Source organism: Streptomyces sp. SID8352 (genome assembly GCF_009862265.1).
In the GTDB taxonomy this organism is placed as follows: domain Bacteria; phylum Actinomycetota; class Actinomycetes; order Streptomycetales; family Streptomycetaceae; genus Streptomyces.
Genome location: NZ_WWGX01000097.1, coordinates 1 through 19,333 on the forward strand (window position 1 = coordinate 1; position 19,333 = coordinate 19,333).

Here is a 19,333-nt window from a genome sequence, read left to right on the forward strand (position 1 = left end):
TGTGGAGTTGACTGGTACTAATAGGCCGAGGGCTTGTCCTCAGTTGCTCGCGTCCACTGTGTTGGTTCTGAAACCACGAACAACCGGCCCCTGATTTTTCGGGGGTTGCGGGTTGTGTTTCATAGTGTTTCGGTGGTCATAGCGTAGGGGAAACGCCCGGTTACATTCCGAACCCGGAAGCTAAGCTCTACAGCGCCGATGGTACTGCAGGGGGGACCCTGTGGGAGAGTAGGACGCCGCCGAACAATTGTTGGGGAAAGCCCCGCACCTCATGGTGCGGGGCTTTTCTGCGTTTTAAAGGGGTGAAGCGGCGGACGCCCGCGTACTAGCGTGACGGGCATGACCCTCACAGCCCCCGGCGACTACGAGATCCGCTCCCTCCGGCCCGACGACTGGCCGGCCGTGAAGGAGCTGCGGCTGCGCGCGCTCCAGGACCCGGTCGCGCACCTCGCCTTCCTGGAGACCTACGAGACCGCCGAGGCCCTGCCGGACTCCTTCTGGCAGGAACGGGCCGTCAGCAGCGGTGAGAGGGCCACCGGGGCCCGGCAGTTCGTCGCCGAGACCCCGGACGGGACCTGGGCCGGGTCGCTCACGGTGCTGATGGAGGAGGCCGGGACGACCGACTGGGCGGGGTGTCCCGTGGACCGGCGGCAGGGCCATGTCGTCGGCGTGTTCGTACGCCCCGAGTGGCGCGGGAGCGGCCTCACCGGGGCGCTGTTCGAGGCCGGACTGGAGTGGGCCCGGTCGCGGGGCGCCGAGCGGGTGCGGCTCATCGTGCACGAGGACAACCCGCGGGCCCGGCGCGCCTACCGCAAGGCCGGATTCGCCCCCAGCGGCCGGGTCGTCCCGCTGGAGGGCAGGCCCGGGGAGTCCGAGCTGGAGTACGTCACCGACCACTGATCCGCCGGGACCCCTGCCCCGGCCCGGCAGCCGGCCCGGGGACCGCCCCCGTACCGGAGCCCCGGCCGGTCGAAGGCCGTCCTACACCGGCAGTTCGTCGTGCGGCCAGCGGGAGCGGCCCTGCTCGCGGGAGCGGAGCAGGGCGAGGGCCGGCAGCCCCAGGTCGGCCCCGCGGGCCAGCAGCTCGGGGAGCTGGGGGAGCGGGGCGACGGCGGCGACGTCGTCGAGGACCAGGGTGATTGGTGGGTCGAGCCGACCGGAGGATGACCGTGCGGCCATGCGCCGGCCGTGCTCGACCACGCTGGAGGCGAGCGCCGTCAGCAGCGGCATGGCGCCCGGACTGGTGCGCGGATCCTCGATGGACTCGCCCACCAGGTAGAGGCTTCCCTGTTCGTGCACAAAGGAATCCAAGGCGAGGGCATCACTTCGGTTCGGGGTGCACGCCTCGCGGACATTGACCGTCGAGAGGGAGGCCAGCGCCCGGGTGGTGAGCTGCTGGGCCATGTCCCGGCGGTCCGGGTGACCGGTGAGGGCGGCCTCCAGCTCGCCCGCCGCGCCGGGCGCGGCCCTGGGGCTGGTCCGCAGGACGCGGACGGCGTCCTGGAGCTGTCCGCCCTGGGCCCAGCGGTGCACATGGCGCACGGTGCGGCCGTCGACGGCGGCGGCGTGCAGATAGCTGCGCAGCAGCAGCTCGGCGGTCGCCGCCAGGGCCTCGTCGATCTTCGCGGTGGGGCGGACGGGGGCGAGCAGCGCGGCGGCCCGGGAGACGGCCGTCCCCTTGTCCTCGCAGCCCGCGACGGGCGACCAGTGGAGCCGCGCCGGGGTGTCGCAGACGTGGGACGGGTCGTAGAGGAGGACGGGGCCCAGCTTGGCGCGGGCGTCCTTCGTGGACTGCCAGAGCCCCGGGTTCGAGGTGATGACGAGGACGGCTCCCTCGGCCTCCCGCACGGCCCGTGCCGCGGCGGCCTCGCGGCTCGCCGGGGCGCCGTAGTGCACCGGGCCCGTGGGAACGGGTGCCGCGGCTGCCGCACCCGCTGCCTCTGTGGTCCCGGCGGCCTCCACGGTGCCCGCTGTCTCCGGAGCGGTGCCGGGGAGCGGGCCGGGCGCGAGGTGCGGCGCTGGTTCGCGGAGCGGTGCGGTCTCGGGCCCGGGGGCCGTACGGGGGGCGGGGACCTCGTCGGGGAAGGGCGCGGGGCGCTCCAAGGGCCGGGGGCGGTCCTGCGGAGGTGCCGCCGTCCCCGGTGCCGGGAACGCCGTCTCCAGCCGGTGCCGCCGCCGTACCGCCCGCCAGCGTGCCAGGGTCCCCATGACGAAGACGGCGAGGACCACCAGCACCATGAGCTGGCCGATGAACAGCCCCCAGAAGAGGCCGTACCCCGACAGCTCGGCGGGGGCGGTGCCCGGCCAGGCCCCGGCGATGTCGTGGGGCTCGGCGATGAGGCTCCGCATGGCCATGGGGGTGCCGGTGAAGGTGACGCCGCCGGGCCAGGAGCCGTGGGCGAACAGCCCGCCCAGCCCCGTCGCCGTCCACACCAGCAGGGTCATGCCGAGGAGGAACGCCAGGAGGCCGATGAGCAGTCCGTCGGGGACACCGCCCTGGTGGCCCCGCTTCCGTTCGTCCGGTCCCATGCGTCTCCTCCCGCGCCGACGTCCGCCGCGGCGGCTAGGCGACCGTCGATTCGGAGGAGTCGCCGAGGCGGTGCTCCATGAAGGCCGCGGCCCGCTCCTCCGCCTCCCGCTCCGCGGCGCGCAGGGCGTCGTCGGCGAGGTCGCTGGAGGACTCGGTCATGGCGCGGTCGGTGAAGACCAGCGGTCGTTCCGTCTCGGTGACCAGGTGCTTGACGACCTGCACGTTGCCGTTGACGTCCCAGACCGCGATGCCCGGGGTCAGCGAGGGGATGATCTCCACCGCCCAGCGCGGCAGGCCCAGTACGCCGCCGGTGGCCCGTGCCTCGTCCGCCTTCTGGGCGTAGACGGTGCGGGTCGAGGCCATCTTGAGGATGGCCGCGGCCTCCTTGGCCGCCGCGCCGTCCACCACGTCGGAGAGGTGGTGGACGACGGCGACGAAGGAGAGTCCGAGCCGTCGGCCGAACTTCAGCAGCCGCTGGAAGAGCTGGGCGACGAAGGGGCTGTTGATGATGTGCCAGGCCTCCTCGACCAGGAAGATGCGCTTCTTCCGGTCGGGGCGGAGCCAGGTGTGCTCCAGCCACACGCCCACGATCGCCATGAGGATGGGCATGGCGATGGAGTTGCGGTCGATGTGGGAGAGGTCGAAGACGATCAGCGGGGCGTCGAGGTCGATGCCGACGGTCGTCGGGCCGTCGAACATGCCGCGCAGGTCACCGTCGACGAGCCGGTCCAGGACCAGCGCCACGTCCAGGCCCCAGGCGCGGACGTCGTCTGTGGCGACGTTCATCGCCTCGGCCGACTCCGGCTCCGGGTGGCGGAGCTGCTCGACGATGTCGGTGAGGACCGGCTGGCGCTCGACGATGGACTCGTTGACGTAGGCGTGGGCGACCTTGAGGGCGAAGCCGGACCGCTCGTCCAGCCCGTGGCCCATCGCGACCTCGATGATGGTGCGCAGCAGGGCGAGCTGGCCGGTCGTGGTGATCGACGGGTCGAGCGGGTTGAGCCGGATGCCGTGGTCCAGGGCGGCCATCGGGTCCAGCCGGATCGGCGTTATGCCCAGCTCCTGGGCGATCAGGTTCCACTCGCCGGCGCCGTCCTCGCCCTGCGCGTCCAGGACGACGACCTGGCGGTCGCGGAAGCGCAGCTGGCGCAGGACGTAGGTCTTCTCCAGCGCCGACTTGCCGTTGCCCGACTCGCCCAGCACCAGCCAGTGCGGGGCGGGCAGTTGCTGGCCGTAGAGCTGGAAGGGGTCGTAGATGTAGCCCTTGCCGGAGTAGACCTCGCGGCCGATGATCACGCCGGAGTCGCCCAGGCCGGGGGCAGCGGTGGGCAGATAGACCGCCTGGGCCTGCCCGGTGGAGGTGCGGACCGGCAGGCGGGTCGTCTCGACCTTCCCGAAGAGGAAGGACGTGAAGGCGTCGGTGAGGACGGACAGCGGATCCCGCATCAGGCTCAGCCCCTACCTTCGGATGCCGGTGGCGAACGGAAGCGTGTTCACGAAGGCGCGGTGGTGCTCGCGGTCGCACCACTCCAGCTTCAGGTACGACTTCCCGGCCGAGGCCCGGATGGTCCGCTTGTCGCGGGCCAGGGCCTCGGGGGTGCGGGAGGAGACGGTGATGTAGCCGACGAGGTTGACGCCGGCGGCGCCGCTGGCCAGGTCCTCGCCCCGCTGGTCCAGCCTGCTGTGCGCCGCCAGGTCGCGCGGGTCGACGGTGCGGTTCATCTTGGCGGCGCGGGAGGCCTCGGCCTCGTCGTTGGTCTTCTCCGTCAGCATCCGCTCGATGGCGACCTCGGTGGGTTCGAGGTCCATCGTCACGGCGACGGTGCGGATGACATCCGGGGTGTGGACGAGGAGCGGGGCCAGGAAGTTCACGCCGACCGGGGTCATCGGCCACTCCTTGACCCAGGCGGTGGCGTGGCACCAGGGGGCGCGGGTGGCGGACTCGCGGGTCTTGGCCTGGAGGTAGGTGGGCTCCATGGCGTCCAGCTCGGCCGGCCAGGCGTTGCGCTTCGTCATCGCCTGGATGTGGTCGATGGGATGGTCCGGGTCGTACATGGAGTGGACGAGCGAGGAGAGCCTGCCCTGTCCGAGGGGCTGGCGCACCCGGATGTCGGCCTCCTGGAGGCGCGAGCAGATGTCGGTCAGCTCGCGGGCCATGACGACGGCGAGTCCGGCGTCGCGGTCGACCTTGCGGCCGTGGTGGGGGCGGGCGGCGCGGGCCATGGTGTGGGCCTCGGCGGCCAGCTCCCGGGTGAAGTGCATGCAGGCGATCAGATACGCGCGGTGCTGCTCGCTGCTGGTGGACACCATGGACTGGAGCTGGTCGTAGGAGGTGCGCAGCCAGGAGGGGGAGGTGTCGTCGCCGCGCACGGCCACGTCCTTGGCGTGTGCGTCGGGGTCGGCCGGGAGGGTACGGGCGAGCATCTGGATGCGGGTGACGAAGCCGTCCCCGTTGGCCACGTGCTTGAGCAGGGTGCCGAAGCGGTCGACCAGGGCCTCCTGGTCCTCGGAGTCGCGCAGGCCGACGCCGGGGCCCTCGATCTCGATGGCCGCGGTGACCGTCTTGCGGTCGGCGTGCAGCAGGACGGCGATCTCGTCGGGGCCGAAGGGGGCGGCCAGCCAGGTGATGCGGCCGATGCCGGGCGGCGGGCCGATCTCGACCTCACGGCCGTCGATGCGGGTGCCGGCCTCGACGGCGGAGGAGCGGTAGGCGGTTCCCCGGCGCAGGGAGCGCTTGTAACTGCGGTTGATCTCGAACCACTTGTAGAACGTGCGGTGCCGGTAGGGCACGTAGACGGCGGCCAGGGCGAGCATGGGGAAGCCCGTGAGCAGCACGATGCGCAGGGACAGGACGGGGACGAGGAGACCGCACATCATGCCGAGGAACGCGCCCGCGACGATCAGCGCGATCTCGCCGGTCTCGCGGTTGCGGCCGACGATCGCGTTCGGCCGGGCGCGGCCGATGAGATACGTACGGCGGGGCGTGACCGTATGGGACATGTGGGACTCGGTCGTCAACGCCCGTCACCTCCTGTGCTGTTCGTGCCGCTGTTGCGGGTGGTGCGGTTGGTGGTGGTGTGCGGCGTGGCGAGGGGACCGCCCGAGCGCGGGGCGGGTGCGGCGGAGGGTGTGCTGCCGCCGCCGGAGGCGGGGCGCGCGCTGTGCGCGGCGACGCCGCCGGAGACGGGGTTGGCGGGGCGGGCGCCGGACTGGCCGCCGCCTCCGGAGCCCGGGTCGCCGTTGCTGCGGGTGCTGTGGGTGCGGATGCCCTGGGCGACCAGGTTGGCCGGGGAGCTGATGACGGCGGCGGCCTTGCCCTCGGCGTTCCGCATGATGCGGTTGTCGCGGGAGCCCGCGATCTCGTCGCCGAAGCCGGGGACGAAGCGGTAGATCATCGCCGAGGCGAAGATCGCGAGCAGGATGATCGCGAGCCCGGAGACGACGGCGGAGAAGGCGTCGGGGCCGTCGTCGGCGGACAGGGCGCCGGCCAGGCCCAGGACGATCACGATGACGGGCTTCACCAGGATGACGGCGATCATGACGCCGGCCCAGCGGCGGACGTGGCCCCAGAGGTTCTTGTCGACGAGCCCGGCGTAGACGACCGTGCCGAGCAGGGCGCCGACGTAGAGCAGGGCGGCGCGGATGACCAGTTCCAGCCAGAGGACGCCGGCGGCGAGGATGGAGACCAGGGAGACGACGATCAGCATGATCGGGCCGCCGCCGATGCCCTCGCCCTTCTTCAGGGCGCCGGAGAACGTGCCGAAGAAGGTGTCCGTCTGGTCGCCGGTGGCCTTGGCGAGGACGTCGGTGACGCCGTCGGCCGCGGAGACCACGGTGTACAGGATCAGGGGGGTGAAGGCGGAGGCCAGCACGGTGAGCCAGAGGAACCCGATGGCCTCGGACAGGGCGGTGGTCAGCGGTACGCCGCGGACGGCGCGCTTGGCCACGGCCAGCAGCCAGAGGAGGAGGGTGAGGATGGTCGACGCGGCGAAGACGACGGCGTACTGCTTGAGGAACTTGTCGTTCGTGAAGTCGACGTTCGCGGTCTCCTGGACGGCGGTGCTCAGCTTGCCGATCGTCCAGGCGGCGGCGTCGGCGCAGCCGCGGGCGAGGGAGGAGAGGGGGTCGAGGACGGAGGTGGGGTCGTTGAGGGTGCTGCGGCGGGACCCGCCACCGGACTGACCGCGCTCGCAGTAGTCCTTGGCCGGGCCGTGGATGAGGTCGCAGGGGTCGTCGGTCGGAGTGGGTGACGGTGTGGGTGCGGCAAAGGCACGAGCGGCGAAGAGAAATGCTGCTGTCTGCACAGCCCCGGTCATGGTGATCAGCCGGAGCAGGTGCCGGTTAGCGGGCATAGGTGAACCCTCCGTACTCCTGGACGGCCTTCGCCATCTCGTCCGCGCTTGCAGCCCTGCCGTCGCCGGGAATCGGCGCTGGGCCATCTTTCTGGGAGTGCGTCAGGACCTTCCAGTCGTCCGCCGCCCATTCCAGTTTCATGGTGATGGTGAACCAGCTGCTGGTCACGGGCGATGTGGACTTCTGACCTGCGAGACCGAGGAGACCGCCGCACCACACTTCGACGGTCGCGGTGTCGGTCGAGCTGTCGACAAGCTTCGTACCGATCGGAGTGGTGCGGGAGACGAAGGTGTAGCCCTTCGGAGCCGAACCGTCCTCGTTCAGGCCCACGTTCTTGTTGAACTCCGGGCTGTAGGCCTGGTCCAGAGTCGCTCGAAACTCTGGCACTTTGGCAGGTACCAGGATGGTATCCAGGATGCTGTCGCGCCTGGCCTTGTTGAACATCTCGGCCGATCCCAGCGCCACCGAGTAGTTGGCCGCCGCGCTCTGGGCGCCCTGTTCGGTGCGGGCGTAGCCCGACGGGATTCCGGCGGTCCGGGAGTCCACCGGCCGTTTCCCCGTCGGGGCCGTTGCCGCGGTGTCGGGAGGAGCGTCCCGGCCCTTGGAGGACGGTGCGGAATCGTCTCCTCCGCGATTCGCGAAGGCGATGGCGGCGATGAGGAGGACCACGACGCCGACGACGGTGACGAGGCTTCGGGAGGAGGTGCGGGCGGGGCCGCGGCGGGGTCCGGGGTGGCCGTCGCCGGGGCCGTCCGGGAGCCGGGTGCGGGTCTGGCCGGTGCCGCCGTAGCCGCCGGAGGACTCGTGGTCGTCTCCGAGAGTCATGCCGCGTACGCCCCCTCGACGTCGTGCGGGAAAACCTCGTGCGCCATGCCGTAGAAGTATGACGGTAGCCGGGCCGGCTCCCGTACGCGTGCGATGTGGTGACTGGACATCAGGGAAACGCAACCTCAGCCGATGGGCGCGACGGGCGGGTGGGATGGAGGGGACGGGAGGCGCCCGGTGGGCCGGTGGAGCGCGGCCCGCCTACACGGCCATGCCGTACACGATGGTGAAGAGCGTGCCGAGCGAGCCGATGATGAACACGCCCGTCAGCCCGGCGATGATGAGGCCCTTGCCCTGCTCGGCGCTGAACGTGTCGCGAAGGGCGGTGGCGCCGATGCGCTGCTTGGCCGCGCCCCAGATGGCGATGCCCAGGCAGAGCAGGATGGCGACGGCCATGACCACCTCGATCATCACCTTGGCCTCGTTGCCCAGGCTGCCGAAGGGGCCCCAGTCCGGAGCGATCCCGCCGATGATGGTGTTGATGTCTCCCTTGTCGGCCGCAAAGAGCATGTAAGTCACCGCCCCTGTTGGGTAGTTCCGCACCCTCTGCGGACATGCAGAGGTCAGGCCTCATTGTCGCTGACAACGGCGCCGTCGCATGTCGACTTGGCGTCATTGATTGGCGGGTTTCGTATGAACAGCTTGCCACCGGCCCGCGCCGGCCTCGAAATGGGGGTGTGATCGGGTCGGCGGGAGACGTTTGGTCACTCTGTGTATCACGAAGGGTTACGGTGGGCAAAGGAGCCCGGGCGAAACCTGTCGGGTGATCGTGTCGTTGGATACGGGCGCGTTCCGGCGTGTTCCTGACGGCCGGTCGGCCCGCCGGGTCCCCGGGGGCGCCCTGTCGCGGGATGCGGGCCGGCGGGAGGGCCGTGGGAGCCCGTGGTGACGCTCCGTCCGCCCGAGGGCGCGGCGCGGTGCCGTACACCCGGTCGGCGGCCCGGGTGCCCCGAACTCACCCCCTGGGAGGAAGGCCGCCTATACACTGACGCCAGGCGCTCTGGGTCCGGATGCTGAGGGGCGGTTGACGGTGCGTAAGGCGTGGATCGCGGCCATCGTCGCCGTCAGTTCCGGACTCGTCTTCGTGATGCTGCTGGTCATCGGGGTCTATCTGGTCGCCGGCGGTTCGGCCAGCGGTGTCGCGGGTGGTGCCAAAACGCTGGCGAAGGGCGCGGTGCCGGCCGCCTACAAGGACCTGGTGCAGCGGTGGGGCAATCTCTGCCCCGCCATCAATCCGGCGCTGCTGGCCGCCCAGCTCTACCAGGAGAGCGGTTTCAACCCGAGGGCGCAGAGCCCGGCGGCGGCGCAGGGCATCGCGCAGTTCATCCCCGGCACCTGGGCCAGCCACGGGATCGACGGGGACGGGGACGGGGACCGGGACGTCTGGGACCCCGCGGACGCCATCCCGTCGGCGGCGACCTACGACTGCACGCTGGCGTCGTACGTCAAGGACGTGCCCGGCGATCCGACCGAGAACATGCTGGCCTCCTACAACGCGGGCGCCTACGCGGTGATCCGCTACCAGGGGGTGCCGCCGTACGAGGAGACCAGGAACTACGTCCGGATCATCACGTCCCTGGAGAAGAGCTTCGCCGCGCCGCAGGGGCGGGTCGATCCCTCGCGGCAGGCCGCGGGGGCCATCGCGTACGCGCAGAAGAAGCTGGGGACGCCCTATCTGTGGGGCGGGACCGGTACGGCCGCGCAGGGCGGCCGGTTCGACTGCTCCGGGCTGACCCAGGCGGCGTACGAGAGCGTCGGGATCACGCTGCCCCGGGTCGCCAACGACCAGTACAACGCGGGCCCGCACCCGGGCCGGGACGAACTGCTCCCGGGTGACCTGGTGTTCTTCTCGGACGACCTCACCGATTCGCGGGCGATCCGGCACGTGGGGATCTACGTCGGCGGCGGGTACATGATCGACGCGCCCCGGACGGGGGCGGTGATCCGGTTCGACTCCATCGACACCCCCGACTACTTCGGTGCCACCCGGGTCACCGAGGATGGCGCGAAAGCGTTGCCCACCACGGTCTGACACTTACTGTGAAGCACTCCCCTGAGCTGCGGGGACAGTCTCTCTTCGGTAACGTCTGCGTGATCATCCGGTGGAGTGCGGAACGTATCCGCGGGGCCCGTGCGTTCCTGTTGACACGGAACGCCGCATCCACGGGGGTGGCGGAACAGGCGCGCGCGTGGCGCGCCGAGGGAACATGACGAAGGGGCCGCAGCGACATGGCTGGACTCGCCGAATCCGGGTCGAACCCCGATGTCGACCTGCTCTACGAGATCAACGGCCTGGCCAAGGACGCGCCGCACTGGTTCGACCGCGTCATGGAGTTCGTCGGCGAGTACGGGCTGCTGTTCGCGATCGTGCTCATGGTGCTGTGGTGCTGGTGGGGCGTGCGGCGCCGGGGCGGCGAGGACGCGGCGCCCTCCGTGGCAGCCCTGCTCTGGGCCCCGCTGGCCGCCGGTGTGGCGGTGCTGGTCAATGTGCCGATACGGGGCTTCGTGGAGCGCCCCCGGCCCTTCAACGACCACCAGGGCCTCGAAGTGCTGGTGGACGGCAAGGACGACTTCTCGTTCGTGAGCGATCACGCCACGCTCTGCATGGCGATGGCCGTCGCGCTGTTCGTGGCGCACCGGCGGTTCGGGATCGCCGCGATCGTGCTGGCGGTGTTCGGCGGCTTCATCCGCGTGTACATGGGCGTGCACTACCCGACCGACGTGGTCGGCGGCTTCGCCCTGGGCACCGCGGTGGCGCTGCTGCTGTCGCCGCTGGCGATGGCCCTGCTGACGCCGCTGACCCGGGCCGTCGAGCGCTCGCCCCGGGTGGGGTGGCTGGTCAGCGCGCGGGGCCGGAACGGCGCGGCGGCCCGCGCGGTGATCCCCGGGGCCCGGCGGGAGCGCGGGGACGGGGAGTCCGGCGAGCGGGACCTGGCGGCCTGAGCCCGGGGGCCCGAGAGGGGGCGCCCGGACCCGGCCACCGCGGGCCCGCGTGACGGGACCTGACGGGGCGGGACCCCGTGACCGGGGCCGACGGCGCGGGAGCGGGCGGCCGGAGGATCCGCCGGCCCTGGTCCTGACGGGGCGGCAGGGCGGCGGGCCGTAGGGTCCGTGGCCGGCGGCACCCGGTTCCGTGGGACCGCGGCCGCGGAGGGCACGACCACCGGGGGACCCGGGCGGGAAGCGGGACGGGGCGGCGGCCGGCGGTGCCTGTTCACCGGCCGCGGGCCGGTCCTCGTTCACCGGCCTCGGCGCGGCCCCCGCTCACGCGGGCGGGCGGTGCTCCGCCGCGACGACGGCGGCCTCGTGGGTGAGCGCGTCCGTGCGGGCCTGGCTGCGGGCCCGGCGGGCGGGGCCGCGCCAGCCGCAGAGGCAGCGGGCCAGGCAGAACCGGCCCTGTTCGATCGTCGCCGTACGGTGTTCCGTCGTGTCCGGGTCGGTGTCCGGACCGTCCTGCTGCGCCACGCCGTCCACGTTACCGGCGCCGCCCGCCGGTCGTTAACCGGATCGCAAGGATTCGGAAACGGGCGGGGTGACGGGACGGATGACGGTGGTCCGGCGGGAGCGGCGGCGGCCGCGGAGATGGCGGCCGGGAAGGAGCCTGATCGTCGGGATCGGCCTGTGCCTGGTGGGCGGCTGCTCCGCGGGGACCGGTGGAGGGGACGACGCGGGCGGCGATCCCGTGGCCGTGCTGCGCGGAGCGGCCGACCGGCTCGTGGCCGCCGGCAGCTCCCGGGCGCGCACCGCGATGGAGATGGCCAGCGGCGGGACCCGGGTCACCATCCGGGGCGAGGGGGTCTACGACTTCCGGGAGCGGCGCGGGCGGCTGACGGTGCGGCTGCCGCAGGACCCGGCGGGGGGCAGCGGGCACCGTCCGATCACCGAGCTGCTCACGCCCGGCGCGCTGTTCATGAAGAACCGGGGCGCCGGTGTCCCCGAGGACAAGTGGGTGCGCGTCGACATCGGCTCGCTGGCCGACGGCAATCTGGTCACCGGCGGCGCGACCGACCCGTACGCCGCAGCGGAGGTGCTGCGCGGGACGCGGACGGCCCGGTACGTGGGGCGGGCCCGGGTTGCGGGGACGGAGGTGCGGCACTACCGGGGGACGGCCGATCTGGCCGGCGCGGCACGGCGCGCCTCGGGTGGCAACCGGGAGGCCCTGGCCGCGGCGGCGAAAGGGTTCGCCACCGCGGAGGTGCCGTTCGACGTGTACCTCGACGAACGGGGCCGCGTCCGCAAGCTCCGGCACCGGTTCAGCTTCGCCGGGCAGCAGCGGCAGGGCACCGTGGAGGTCGCCTCGACGACCCTGCTCTACGACTTCGGCGCCGCCGCCGGGGTCGAGCTGCCCGGCGGCGGTGACATCTACGACGGCCGGATCGCGGAGGGGCCGGGCGGCGGGGAAGCGCCGGATGGCCGGAAAGAGCCCCAGGACTAGCCCTTCCGTGCCATGCGCGTTCCGTGTGCCGCTCCCTACTCTAGGAAGTCGGTGACTGGCAGGGACGAGGTGATGTGCGTGGCTCCGGTCGGCGGTACGGCAGTGCAGGACCACGTGGCGCTTGCCGAGATAGAGCTGTGCGGTGACCTGATCATCGCGGCGTCGGCCGCCCGGGGACGGCTCAGCCTGGAGAGCATCGACGAGGTGCTGCGGGTGTCCGAGGAACGCCCCGGTTCAGGTGCGCAGTAGTCCGAGGAACGCCCCGGTTCAGGTGCGCAGTAGACGGCCGATGGCCTTCGTAGCCTCCTCCACCTTGGCGTCGACCTCGGCGCCGCCCTTGACCGCGGCGTCCGCGACGCAGTGGCGCAGGTGCTCCTCCAGCAGTTGCAGGGCGAAGGACTGGAGTGCCTTGGTGGAGGCGGAGACCTGGGTGAGTATGTCGATGCAGTAGACGTCCTCGTCGACCATCCGCTGCAGACCGCGGATCTGGCCCTCGATCCGGCGCAGCCGCTTGAGGTGGTCGTTCTTCTGGTGGTGGTAGCCGTGCACCCCGTGGTCGTGGTCGGTGGTCACGGCCTCGGCGGCCGGCGTCGTCCCGGCCGCGGTCTCCAGTGCCGTGGAGGGCGCACCCGCGCCGGCCCCGGTGGTCGTCATCGCGTCCTCCGTGAATGAGGGGATACACACCGTATATATACCCCTGGTGGGTATAGGGTAACCAATTTTCCCGGGCCGTGGGAGCCGGTGGCGCCGGGGCGGCCCGGAGGCCGTGGAGAACGGCCCGCGGACGGTCGGTGTCGCCCCCCTGCTCATCAGGCTGCCTGATGGGCGACACTGGGGGACGGCCCGTTAGCCGTGGCCGGATGATGCGCCTAGCATCAGCCTCACCGAACCGACGCACCCCGAGGAATCCACGTGCGCTTTCGTCTGACCCCCAGGGAGACGAGCTTCTACGACATGTTCGCCGCATCCGCGGACAACATCGTCACGGGCTCCAAGCTCCTGATGGAACTGCTCGGGGCGGACGCTTCCGCCAGGTCCGAGATCGCAGAGCGTATGCGGGCCGCGGAACACGCAGGTGACGACGCCACGCATGCGATCTTCCACCAGCTGAACTCCTCGTTCATCACGCCGTTCGACCGTGAGGACATCTACTCCCTCGCCTCGTCCCTCGACGACATCATGGACTTCATGGAGGAGGCCGTCGACCTGGTCGTCCTCTACAACGTCGAGGAGCTGCCCAAGGGAGTGGAGCAGCAGATCGAGGTGCTGGCGCGGGCCGCGGAGCTGACGGCGGAGGCGATGCCGAGCCTGCGCACCATGGACAACCTCACCGAGTACTGGATCGAGGTCAACCGGCTGGAGAACCAGGCCGACCAGATCCACCGCAAGCTGCTCGCCCACCTCTTCAACGGCACCTACGACGCCATCGAGGTGCTGAAGCTGAAGCAGATCGTGGATGTCCTCGAAGAGGCCGCGGACGCGTTCGAGCACGTGGCGAACACGGTGGAGACCATCGCGGTCAAGGAGTCCTGACCCGTCCATGGACACCCTTGCTCTGGTCGTGACCATCGGGGTCGCGCTCTTCTTCACGTACACCAACGGTTTCCACGACTCGGCGAACGCCATCGCGACCTCCGTGTCGACGCGGGCGCTGACTCCCCGGGCGGCGCTCGCCATGGCCGCCGTGATGAACCTCGCCGGCGCGTTCCTCGGCTCCGGGGTCGCCAAGACCGTCAGCGAGGGGCTCATCGAGACGCCCCACGGCTCCAAGGGAATGGGCATCCTCTTCGCCGCGCTCGTCGGCGCCATCGCCTGGAACCTCATCACCTGGTACTTCGGTCTGCCCTCGTCCTCCTCGCACGCGCTGTTCGGCGGCATGGTCGGCGCGGCCCTGGCCGGCGGCACGGCCGTCTACTGGGGCGGGGTGCTGGAGAAGGTCGTCCTGCCGATGTTCATCTCCCCCGTCGTGGGTCTGATCGTCGGCTATCTGGTGATGACCGGCATCATGTGGATATTCCGCCGGGCCAACCCGCACAAGGCCAAGCGCGGGTTCCGCATCGCGCAGACCGTGTCGGCCGCGGGCATGGCGCTGGGGCACGGTCTCCAGGACGCCCAGAAGACGATGGGCATCGTGGTGATGGCGCTGGTCATCGCCGATGTCGAGGACTTCAGCGACCCGATCCCGGTCTGGGTCAAGATCGCCTGTGCGGTGATGCTGTCGCTCGGCACCTACGCCGGCGGCTGGCGGATCATGCGCACCCTCGGCCGGAAGATCATCGAGCTGGACCCGCCGCAGGGCTTCGCGGCCGAGGCCACCGGCGCTTCGATCATGTTCACCACCGCCTTCCTCTTCAAGGCGCCGATCTCCACGACCCATGTGATCACCTCCGCGATCATGGGTGTGGGGGCGACGAAGCGGGTCAACGCCGTGCGGTGGGGCGTCGCGAAGAACATCATCCTCGGCTGGTTCATCACGATGCCCGCGGCGGCGCTGGTGGCGGCCCTCTCCTTCTGGCTGGTGGACCTGGCCGTCCTGTGATCCCCGTCCGCCCGCCCGGTGCTCCGTGCCCGGGGCGAGGGGCGGTCCGGCACGGTCGCGTCGGCCGTCCGGTGCGCGCACGAGGGCCCGCCCCCGGTGACCGGGGGCGGGCCCTTCGCATACCCGCGGTGGCACCGCCATGCAGCACCGCGGGTGTTCGGGTCAGCCGAAGCGCCCGGAGATGTAGTCCTCCGTCGCCTGGACCGAGGGGTTGGAGAAGATCCGCTCCGTGTCGTCGATCTCGATGAGCTTGCCGGGGCGGCCCACCGCCGCCAGGTTGAAGAACGCCGTGCGGTCCGAGACCCGGGCCGCCTGCTGCATGTTGTGCGTCACGATGACGATCGTGAAGCGCTCCTTCAGCTCGCCGATCAGGTCCTCGATCGCCAGGGTGGAGATCGGGTCCAGGGCGGAGCAGGGCTCGTCCATCAGCAGGACCTTGGGCTCGACGGCGATGGCCCGCGCGATGCACAGGCGCTGCTGCTGGCCGCCGGAGAGGCCGGAGCCCGGCTTGTTGAGGCGGTCCTTGACCTCGTTCCAGAGGTTCGCGCCGCGCAGGGACTTCTCGACGATGCCGTCCAGCTCCGACTTGCGGTACTTGCCGTTCAGACGCAGGCCCGCAGCCACGTTGTCGTAGACGGACATCGTGGGGAAGGGGTTCGGGCGCTGGAAGACCATGCCGACCTCGCGCCGCACCGCCACCGGGTCGATGCCGGCGCCGTACAGGTTCTCGTCGTCCAGCATGACCTTGCCGTCCACCCTGCCGCCCGGGGTGACCTCGTGCATGCGGTTCAGGGTCCGCAGAAAGGTGGACTTGCCGCACCCGGAAGGGCCGATGAAGGCGGTCACGGAACGGGGCTCGACGGTCATCGAGATGTCCTCGATGGCCAGGAAGGAGCCGTAGTGGGCGTTCAGGCCGCTGACGTCGATGCGCTTCGCCATGGGTATCACTGCTTCTTTCGGGTTCCGGGGCGCCGGCCGGGTACCGCCGGCCGCGTCAGCGACCGGGCGCGCGGCGAGGCCGCGGGCGGGTTCACTTCGGGGCCTTCCAGCGGGCGATGCCGCGGGCCACCAGGTTGAGGATCATGATGAACGCGATGAGCGTCAGGGCCGCCGCCCAGGCGCGGTCGTAGGCCGCGCCGGAGCCGCCGCTGTTGGCGTACTGCAGGTAGATGTACATCGGAAGCGACGCCTGCGGGTCGGAGAACGGGTTGGTGTTGATGAAGTTCGTGACCCAGACCAGCAGCAGGACGGGGGCCGTCTCGCCCGTGATGCGGGCGACGGCGAGCATGACGCCGGTGGTGATGCCGCCGATGGAGGTCGGCAGGACGACCTTGAGGATCGTGCGCCACTTCGGCACACCCAGCGCCAGGGAGGCCTCGCGCAGCTCGTTCGGCACGAGCTTGAGCATCTCCTCGGTGGAGCGGACGACGACCGGGATCATCAGGATCGCCAGGGCCATCGAGCCCGCGAAACCGGAGTAGCCCATGCCGAGGATGAGGATCCACAGGCTGAGGATGAACAGGCCGGCCACGATCGACGGGATGCCCGTCATCACGTCGACGAAGAAGGTGACGGCCTTCGCGAGCCGCCCGCGGCCGTACTCGACCAGGTAGACGGCGGTCAGCACGCCCACCGGCACGGAGATCAGGGTGGCCAGGCCCACCTGCTGGAGGGTGCCGACCAGCGCGTGGTAGATGCCGCCGCCGGGCTCGGTGTCGGCGACCACGCCCATCGAGTGGGTGAGGAAGAAGACGTCCATCACCTTGGTGCCGCGCTTGACGGTCTCCCATATCAGGGACGCCAGCGGGATCACGGCGACGATGAACGCCAGCCACACCAGGCTGGTCGCCACCCGGTCCTTGGCCTGGCGGCGGCCCTCCACGCGAGCCGCGATGCCGTACGACCCGGCGATGAACAGGACGCCGGCGATCAGGGCCCACTGGACGCTGCTGTCCAGCCCGGCCGCGGCGCTGACGGCCAGGCCGGCGGCGACCGATCCGGCGGCCACCGCCCACGGGAACCACTTCGGCAGGGTCGCGCCGCGCAGCGAGCGCGCGGGCTTCGGGGTGAGGGTTGCGTTGCTCATGCGTTGGCCCCCGAGTACTCCTTGCGGCGGGCGATGATCAGCCGGGCCGCGCCGTTGACCAGCAGGGTGATGACGAACAGGACCAGACCGGAGGCGATCAGCGCGTCCCGGCCCGTCTCCGTGGCCTCGTTGAACTTGCTGGCGATGTTCTGCGCGAAGGTGCCGCCGCCCGGGTCGAGCAGGCTGGCGCTGATGTCGAAGGTCGGGGAGAGCACCATGGCCACGGCCATCGTCTCGCCGAGCGCGCGGCCGAGGCCGAGCATCGAGGCGGAGATGACGCCGGAGCGGCCGAAGGGCAGCACCGACATCCGGATGACCTCCCAGCGCGTGGCGCCGAGGGCCAGGGCGGCCTCCTCGTGCATGCGCGGGGCCTGCCGGAACACCTCGCGGCTCACGTTGGTGATGATCGGGAGGATCATGATGGCGAGCAGGATGCCGACGGTGAACAGCGAGCGGGGCGCGCCGCCGTTCCACTCCAGCACCCCGGTCCAGCCGAGGTAGGTGTCGAGCCAGCCGTAGAGGCCGTCCAGGTGCGGCACCAGGACGAGGGCGCCCCAGAGGCCGTAGACGATGGAGGGCACGGCGGCGAGCAGGTCGATCACGTACGCGATGGTGCCGCCGAGGCGGCGCGGGGCGTAGTGCGTGATGAACAGGGCGATGCCGACGGCGACCGGGACGGCGATGGCCATGGCGATGACCGACGACACGATGGTGCCGAAGGCCAGCACGGCGATGCCGAACTCGACGGGGTCGCCGCTGGGGTTCCACTCGAAGGTGGTGAAGAAGTTCGCCTCGTCCTTGCCGATCGCCATGGAGGCGCGGTAGGTGAGGAAGGCCGCGATGGCGGCCATGATGACCAGCACGAAAATGCCGGAGCCGCGCGAGAGCGCGAGGAAGATCCGGTCGCCGGGGCGGGTGGTGCCGCGCCGGGCGGGCGCCTCGTCACCGGCCGGCTGGGAGGAGGGGGGTGCGGGTGGCTTCTGGGTGGTGGTGTCCATCGGGTTCTCCGGTCTGCGGAACCGCCTGGGCGGCGGCTCGGGCGGAGCCGGCCCGGGGTTCGGGAGGCTCCTGGCGGCGGTGCACCGGACGGTGCGGCCGGGTCCCCCCCGCGCCGGGCGGGGGGACCGGACCGCACACGGGTCAGCTCAGGCCCGAGACGGTCTCGCGGACCTTGGTGATGATCTCCTCGGGCATCGGCGCGTAGCCGGCGTCCTTGAGGAGGCCCTGGCCGTCCTCGGAGGCGATGTAGTTCAGGAAGGACTTGGTGGCGGGCAGGCTGTCCGACTTGTTGCCCTTGTCGCAGACGATCTCGTACGTGACCAGGACGATCGGGTACGCGCCCGCCGCGTCCGGGGTGTAGTTGAGCTTCAGCGCCAGGTCCTTGCCGGTGCCGACGACCTCGGCCGCGGCGATGGCCGCGGTGGCGTTCTCGACGGTGGCCTTGACCGGCTCGGCGGCCTCGGTCTTGATGTCGACGGTCTTCACGCCGTCACCGGCGTAGGAGAGCTCGAAGTAGGAGATGGCGCCGGAGGTCTGCTTGACCTGCTGGGCCAGGCCGGAGGAGCCCTGCGCGGACTGGCCGCCCTTGGCCTCCCAGGACTTGCCGCCCTCGTACTTCCACTCGCCGGGCGCGGCGGCCTTCAGATACTTGGTGAAGTTGTCCGTGGTGCCGGACTCGTCGGAGCGGTGGAACGCCTGGATCTTCAGGTCGGGGAGCTTGGCGTCGGGGTTGAGCCCGGCGATGGCCGCGTCGTTCCAGTTGGTGATGCGGCTGTCGAAGATCTTCGCCAGCGTCGGGGCGTCCAGGACCAGGGTGTCGACGCCGGGGACGTTGAAGCCGACGGCGATGGGGCCGCCGACCATCGGCAGGTCGATGGCCTGGCCGTCCTTGCAGACCTTCTTCGAGGACTCGATCTCCTCGGGCTTGAGCGCGGAGTCCGAACCGGCGAACGCGGTCTGGCCCTGCGTGAACGCGGTGATGCCGGCGCCCGAGCCGGTCGGGTTGTAGTTGATCTGGACGCTCTTGCAGGCCGCCAGGTACTGCTTGACCCAGGCGTCGATCGCGTTCTTCTGGGCGGACGAGCCGGAGGCCTGGAGCTGGCCCTTGGCGTCGTCGCACTTGATGTTCCCGGCCTGCGTGCTGGCCTGGGCGCCGGCGTCCTTGTCCTTGCCGCCGGTGTCGTCGGAGCCGCACGCCGTGAGGGCCAGGGCGCTGGAGACGGCGAGAGCACCGAGAGCGAGGGCCCGCCGGTTCATGCGCTGAAGCTTCACTTGAGGGAGTTCCTTCCAGGAGCCGCCGTCCTGATTCGGCGGCGTGCGAGCGGGGTGAGACGGGCTGTTCCGGTACGCGCCGGGGGACATGCCGTTACGGCGCGATCCGGACGCGCTTTCGGGAAGCGCCCGTATCGGGTAAGGCCGAAATTAGGCAGATCAGGTGAAGGCGCCGATGGGCGTAAATGAACGCACGGTGAACCCCTGCGGACGGTGCGGTGAGGTCACGGAATGCTCACGGGGAGGACACGGGGGGATTCCGGGGCGGGGGTGCGGGAGGGGTGGGTGGGGGAG

At 71.0% G+C, this 19,333-nt stretch carries 19 protein-coding genes and 1 rRNA gene; 8 read left to right on the plus strand and 12 right to left on the minus strand.

All coding sequences use genetic code 11. From position 1 onward, the window contains the following. Positions 1–128 precede the first annotated feature (128 nt). Positions 129–245, plus strand: a 5S ribosomal RNA gene (gene rrf, locus GTY84_RS29265). 94 nt (positions 246–339) lie between these two features. After that, a complete protein-coding gene (locus GTY84_RS29270) occupies positions 340–900 on the plus strand; it encodes a GNAT family N-acetyltransferase (RefSeq protein ID WP_161229426.1) in 561 nt (186 codons plus the stop codon). 81 nt (positions 901–981) lie between these two features. Here the strand turns inward: GTY84_RS29270 and GTY84_RS29275 are convergent, their stop codons facing one another. The 6 genes from GTY84_RS29275 to GTY84_RS29300 all read right to left on the minus strand — a co-directional run bounded on the left by GTY84_RS29275 (position 982) and on the right by GTY84_RS29300 (position 8,218). After that, positions 982–2,529, minus strand: a complete 1,548-nt coding sequence (locus tag GTY84_RS29275; RefSeq protein ID WP_161229427.1) for a type VI secretion protein — start codon at positions 2,527–2,529, stop codon at positions 982–984. Between the two features lie 34 nt (positions 2,530–2,563). Beyond that, a complete protein-coding gene (locus GTY84_RS29280) occupies positions 2,564–3,976 on the minus strand; it encodes an ATP-binding protein (RefSeq protein ID WP_161229428.1) in 1,413 nt (470 codons plus the stop codon). Positions 3,977–3,988: 12 nt separating this feature from the next. Beyond that, complete coding sequence (locus tag GTY84_RS29285) at positions 3,989–5,548, minus strand: SCO6880 family protein (protein WP_161229429.1); 1,560 nt, start codon at positions 5,546–5,548, stop codon at positions 3,989–3,991. After that, entirely contained in the window at positions 5,545–6,882 is a 1,338-nt protein-coding gene (locus GTY84_RS29290) for a hypothetical protein (protein ID WP_161229430.1), read from the minus strand. Before GTY84_RS29290 ends, GTY84_RS29285 begins: the two co-directional genes overlap by 4 nt. After that, on the minus strand, positions 6,872–7,708 hold the full coding sequence (locus GTY84_RS29295; protein WP_161229431.1) for a hypothetical protein: 837 nt from the start codon (positions 7,706–7,708) through the stop codon (positions 6,872–6,874). Before GTY84_RS29295 ends, GTY84_RS29290 begins: the two co-directional genes overlap by 11 nt. A gap of 201 nt (positions 7,709–7,909) precedes the next feature. After that, positions 7,910–8,218: a hypothetical protein gene (locus GTY84_RS29300; RefSeq protein ID WP_003991275.1), complete on the minus strand. Its 309-nt coding sequence runs from the start codon at positions 8,216–8,218 to the stop codon at positions 7,910–7,912. Between the two features lie 577 nt (positions 8,219–8,795). On the opposite strand from GTY84_RS29300, the gene GTY84_RS29305 reads away from it, so the two are divergent. Continuing rightward, positions 8,796–9,740, plus strand: a complete 945-nt coding sequence (locus tag GTY84_RS29305; protein WP_202551970.1) for a bifunctional lytic transglycosylase/C40 family peptidase — start codon at positions 8,796–8,798, stop codon at positions 9,738–9,740. Between the two features lie 197 nt (positions 9,741–9,937). Further along, complete coding sequence (locus tag GTY84_RS29310; protein ID WP_161229432.1) at positions 9,938–10,651, plus strand: phosphatase PAP2 family protein; 714 nt, start codon at positions 9,938–9,940, stop codon at positions 10,649–10,651. A 321-nt stretch (positions 10,652–10,972) separates the two neighbouring features. Here the strand turns inward: GTY84_RS29310 and GTY84_RS29315 are convergent, their stop codons facing one another. Then, entirely contained in the window at positions 10,973–11,173 is a 201-nt protein-coding gene (locus GTY84_RS29315) for a hypothetical protein (RefSeq protein WP_161229433.1), read from the minus strand. Between the two features lie 79 nt (positions 11,174–11,252). Between GTY84_RS29315 and GTY84_RS29320 the strand changes: the two genes are divergently transcribed. Further along, a complete protein-coding gene (locus tag GTY84_RS29320; protein ID WP_161229434.1) occupies positions 11,253–12,143 on the plus strand; it encodes a hypothetical protein in 891 nt (296 codons plus the stop codon). A gap of 51 nt (positions 12,144–12,194) precedes the next feature. Next, positions 12,195–12,392, plus strand: a complete 198-nt coding sequence (locus GTY84_RS33215) for a hypothetical protein (RefSeq protein ID WP_202551972.1) — start codon at positions 12,195–12,197, stop codon at positions 12,390–12,392. 18 nt (positions 12,393–12,410) lie between these two features. Here the strand turns inward: GTY84_RS33215 and GTY84_RS29325 are convergent, their stop codons facing one another. Next, positions 12,411–12,797, minus strand: coding sequence for a metal-sensitive transcriptional regulator (locus GTY84_RS29325; RefSeq protein ID WP_161229435.1), 387 nt, complete (start codon positions 12,795–12,797; stop codon positions 12,411–12,413). Positions 12,798–13,055: 258 nt separating this feature from the next. Between GTY84_RS29325 and GTY84_RS29330 the strand changes: the two genes are divergently transcribed. Continuing rightward, on the plus strand, positions 13,056–13,676 hold the full coding sequence (locus GTY84_RS29330) for a DUF47 family protein (RefSeq protein WP_161229436.1): 621 nt from the start codon (positions 13,056–13,058) through the stop codon (positions 13,674–13,676). Between the two features lie 7 nt (positions 13,677–13,683). Further along, positions 13,684–14,682, plus strand: a complete 999-nt coding sequence (locus tag GTY84_RS29335) for an inorganic phosphate transporter (RefSeq protein WP_161229437.1) — start codon at positions 13,684–13,686, stop codon at positions 14,680–14,682. Between the two features lie 162 nt (positions 14,683–14,844). Here the strand turns inward: GTY84_RS29335 and pstB are convergent, their stop codons facing one another. The 4 genes from pstB to pstS all read right to left on the minus strand — a co-directional run bounded on the left by pstB (position 14,845) and on the right by pstS (position 19,039). Then, positions 14,845–15,621, minus strand: coding sequence for a phosphate ABC transporter ATP-binding protein PstB (pstB, locus tag GTY84_RS29340; protein ID WP_161229438.1), 777 nt, complete (start codon positions 15,619–15,621; stop codon positions 14,845–14,847). A gap of 91 nt (positions 15,622–15,712) precedes the next feature. Beyond that, positions 15,713–16,768 (minus strand): phosphate ABC transporter permease PstA, encoded by a 1,056-nt coding sequence (pstA, locus tag GTY84_RS29345; protein ID WP_161229439.1) that lies wholly within the window; start codon positions 16,766–16,768, stop codon positions 15,713–15,715. Continuing rightward, complete coding sequence (pstC, locus tag GTY84_RS29350) at positions 16,765–17,766, minus strand: phosphate ABC transporter permease subunit PstC (RefSeq protein WP_161229440.1); 1,002 nt, start codon at positions 17,764–17,766, stop codon at positions 16,765–16,767. The genes pstA and pstC overlap by 4 nt, the downstream gene beginning before the upstream one ends. A gap of 142 nt (positions 17,767–17,908) precedes the next feature. Next, on the minus strand, positions 17,909–19,039 hold the full coding sequence (pstS, locus tag GTY84_RS29355) for a phosphate ABC transporter substrate-binding protein PstS (protein WP_345943555.1): 1,131 nt from the start codon (positions 19,037–19,039) through the stop codon (positions 17,909–17,911). Between the last annotated feature and the right edge of the window lie 294 nt (positions 19,040–19,333).

Excerpts from the sequence above, each read along its gene's own strand:
- GTY84_RS29310 (WP_161229432.1), top strand. The coding sequence starts at position 9,938 with ATGGCTGGACTCGCCGAATCCGGGTCGAACCCCGATGTCGACCTGCTC.
- GTY84_RS29325 (WP_161229435.1), bottom strand. The coding sequence starts at position 12,797 with ATGACGACCACCGGGGCCGGCGCGGGTGCGCCCTCCACGGCACTGGAG.
- GTY84_RS29300 (WP_003991275.1), bottom strand. The coding sequence starts at position 8,218 with ATGCTCTTTGCGGCCGACAAGGGAGACATCAACACCATCATCGGCGGG.
- GTY84_RS29305 (WP_202551970.1), top strand. The coding sequence starts at position 8,796 with ATGCTGCTGGTCATCGGGGTCTATCTGGTCGCCGGCGGTTCGGCCAGC.
- pstB (WP_161229438.1), bottom strand. The coding sequence starts at position 15,621 with ATGGCGAAGCGCATCGACGTCAGCGGCCTGAACGCCCACTACGGCTCC.
- GTY84_RS29295 (WP_161229431.1), bottom strand. The coding sequence starts at position 7,708 with ATGACTCTCGGAGACGACCACGAGTCCTCCGGCGGCTACGGCGGCACC.
- GTY84_RS29280 (WP_161229428.1), bottom strand. The coding sequence starts at position 3,976 with ATGCGGGATCCGCTGTCCGTCCTCACCGACGCCTTCACGTCCTTCCTC.
- pstC (WP_161229440.1), bottom strand. The coding sequence starts at position 17,766 with ATGGACACCACCACCCAGAAGCCACCCGCACCCCCCTCCTCCCAGCCG.
- GTY84_RS29320 (WP_161229434.1), top strand. The coding sequence starts at position 11,253 with ATGACGGTGGTCCGGCGGGAGCGGCGGCGGCCGCGGAGATGGCGGCCG.
- GTY84_RS29335 (WP_161229437.1), top strand. The coding sequence starts at position 13,684 with ATGGACACCCTTGCTCTGGTCGTGACCATCGGGGTCGCGCTCTTCTTC.
- GTY84_RS29290 (WP_161229430.1), bottom strand. The coding sequence starts at position 6,882 with ATGCCCGCTAACCGGCACCTGCTCCGGCTGATCACCATGACCGGGGCT.
- pstA (WP_161229439.1), bottom strand. The coding sequence starts at position 16,768 with ATGAGCAACGCAACCCTCACCCCGAAGCCCGCGCGCTCGCTGCGCGGC.
- GTY84_RS29270 (WP_161229426.1), top strand. The coding sequence starts at position 340 with ATGACCCTCACAGCCCCCGGCGACTACGAGATCCGCTCCCTCCGGCCC.
- GTY84_RS29275 (WP_161229427.1), bottom strand. The coding sequence starts at position 2,529 with ATGGGACCGGACGAACGGAAGCGGGGCCACCAGGGCGGTGTCCCCGAC.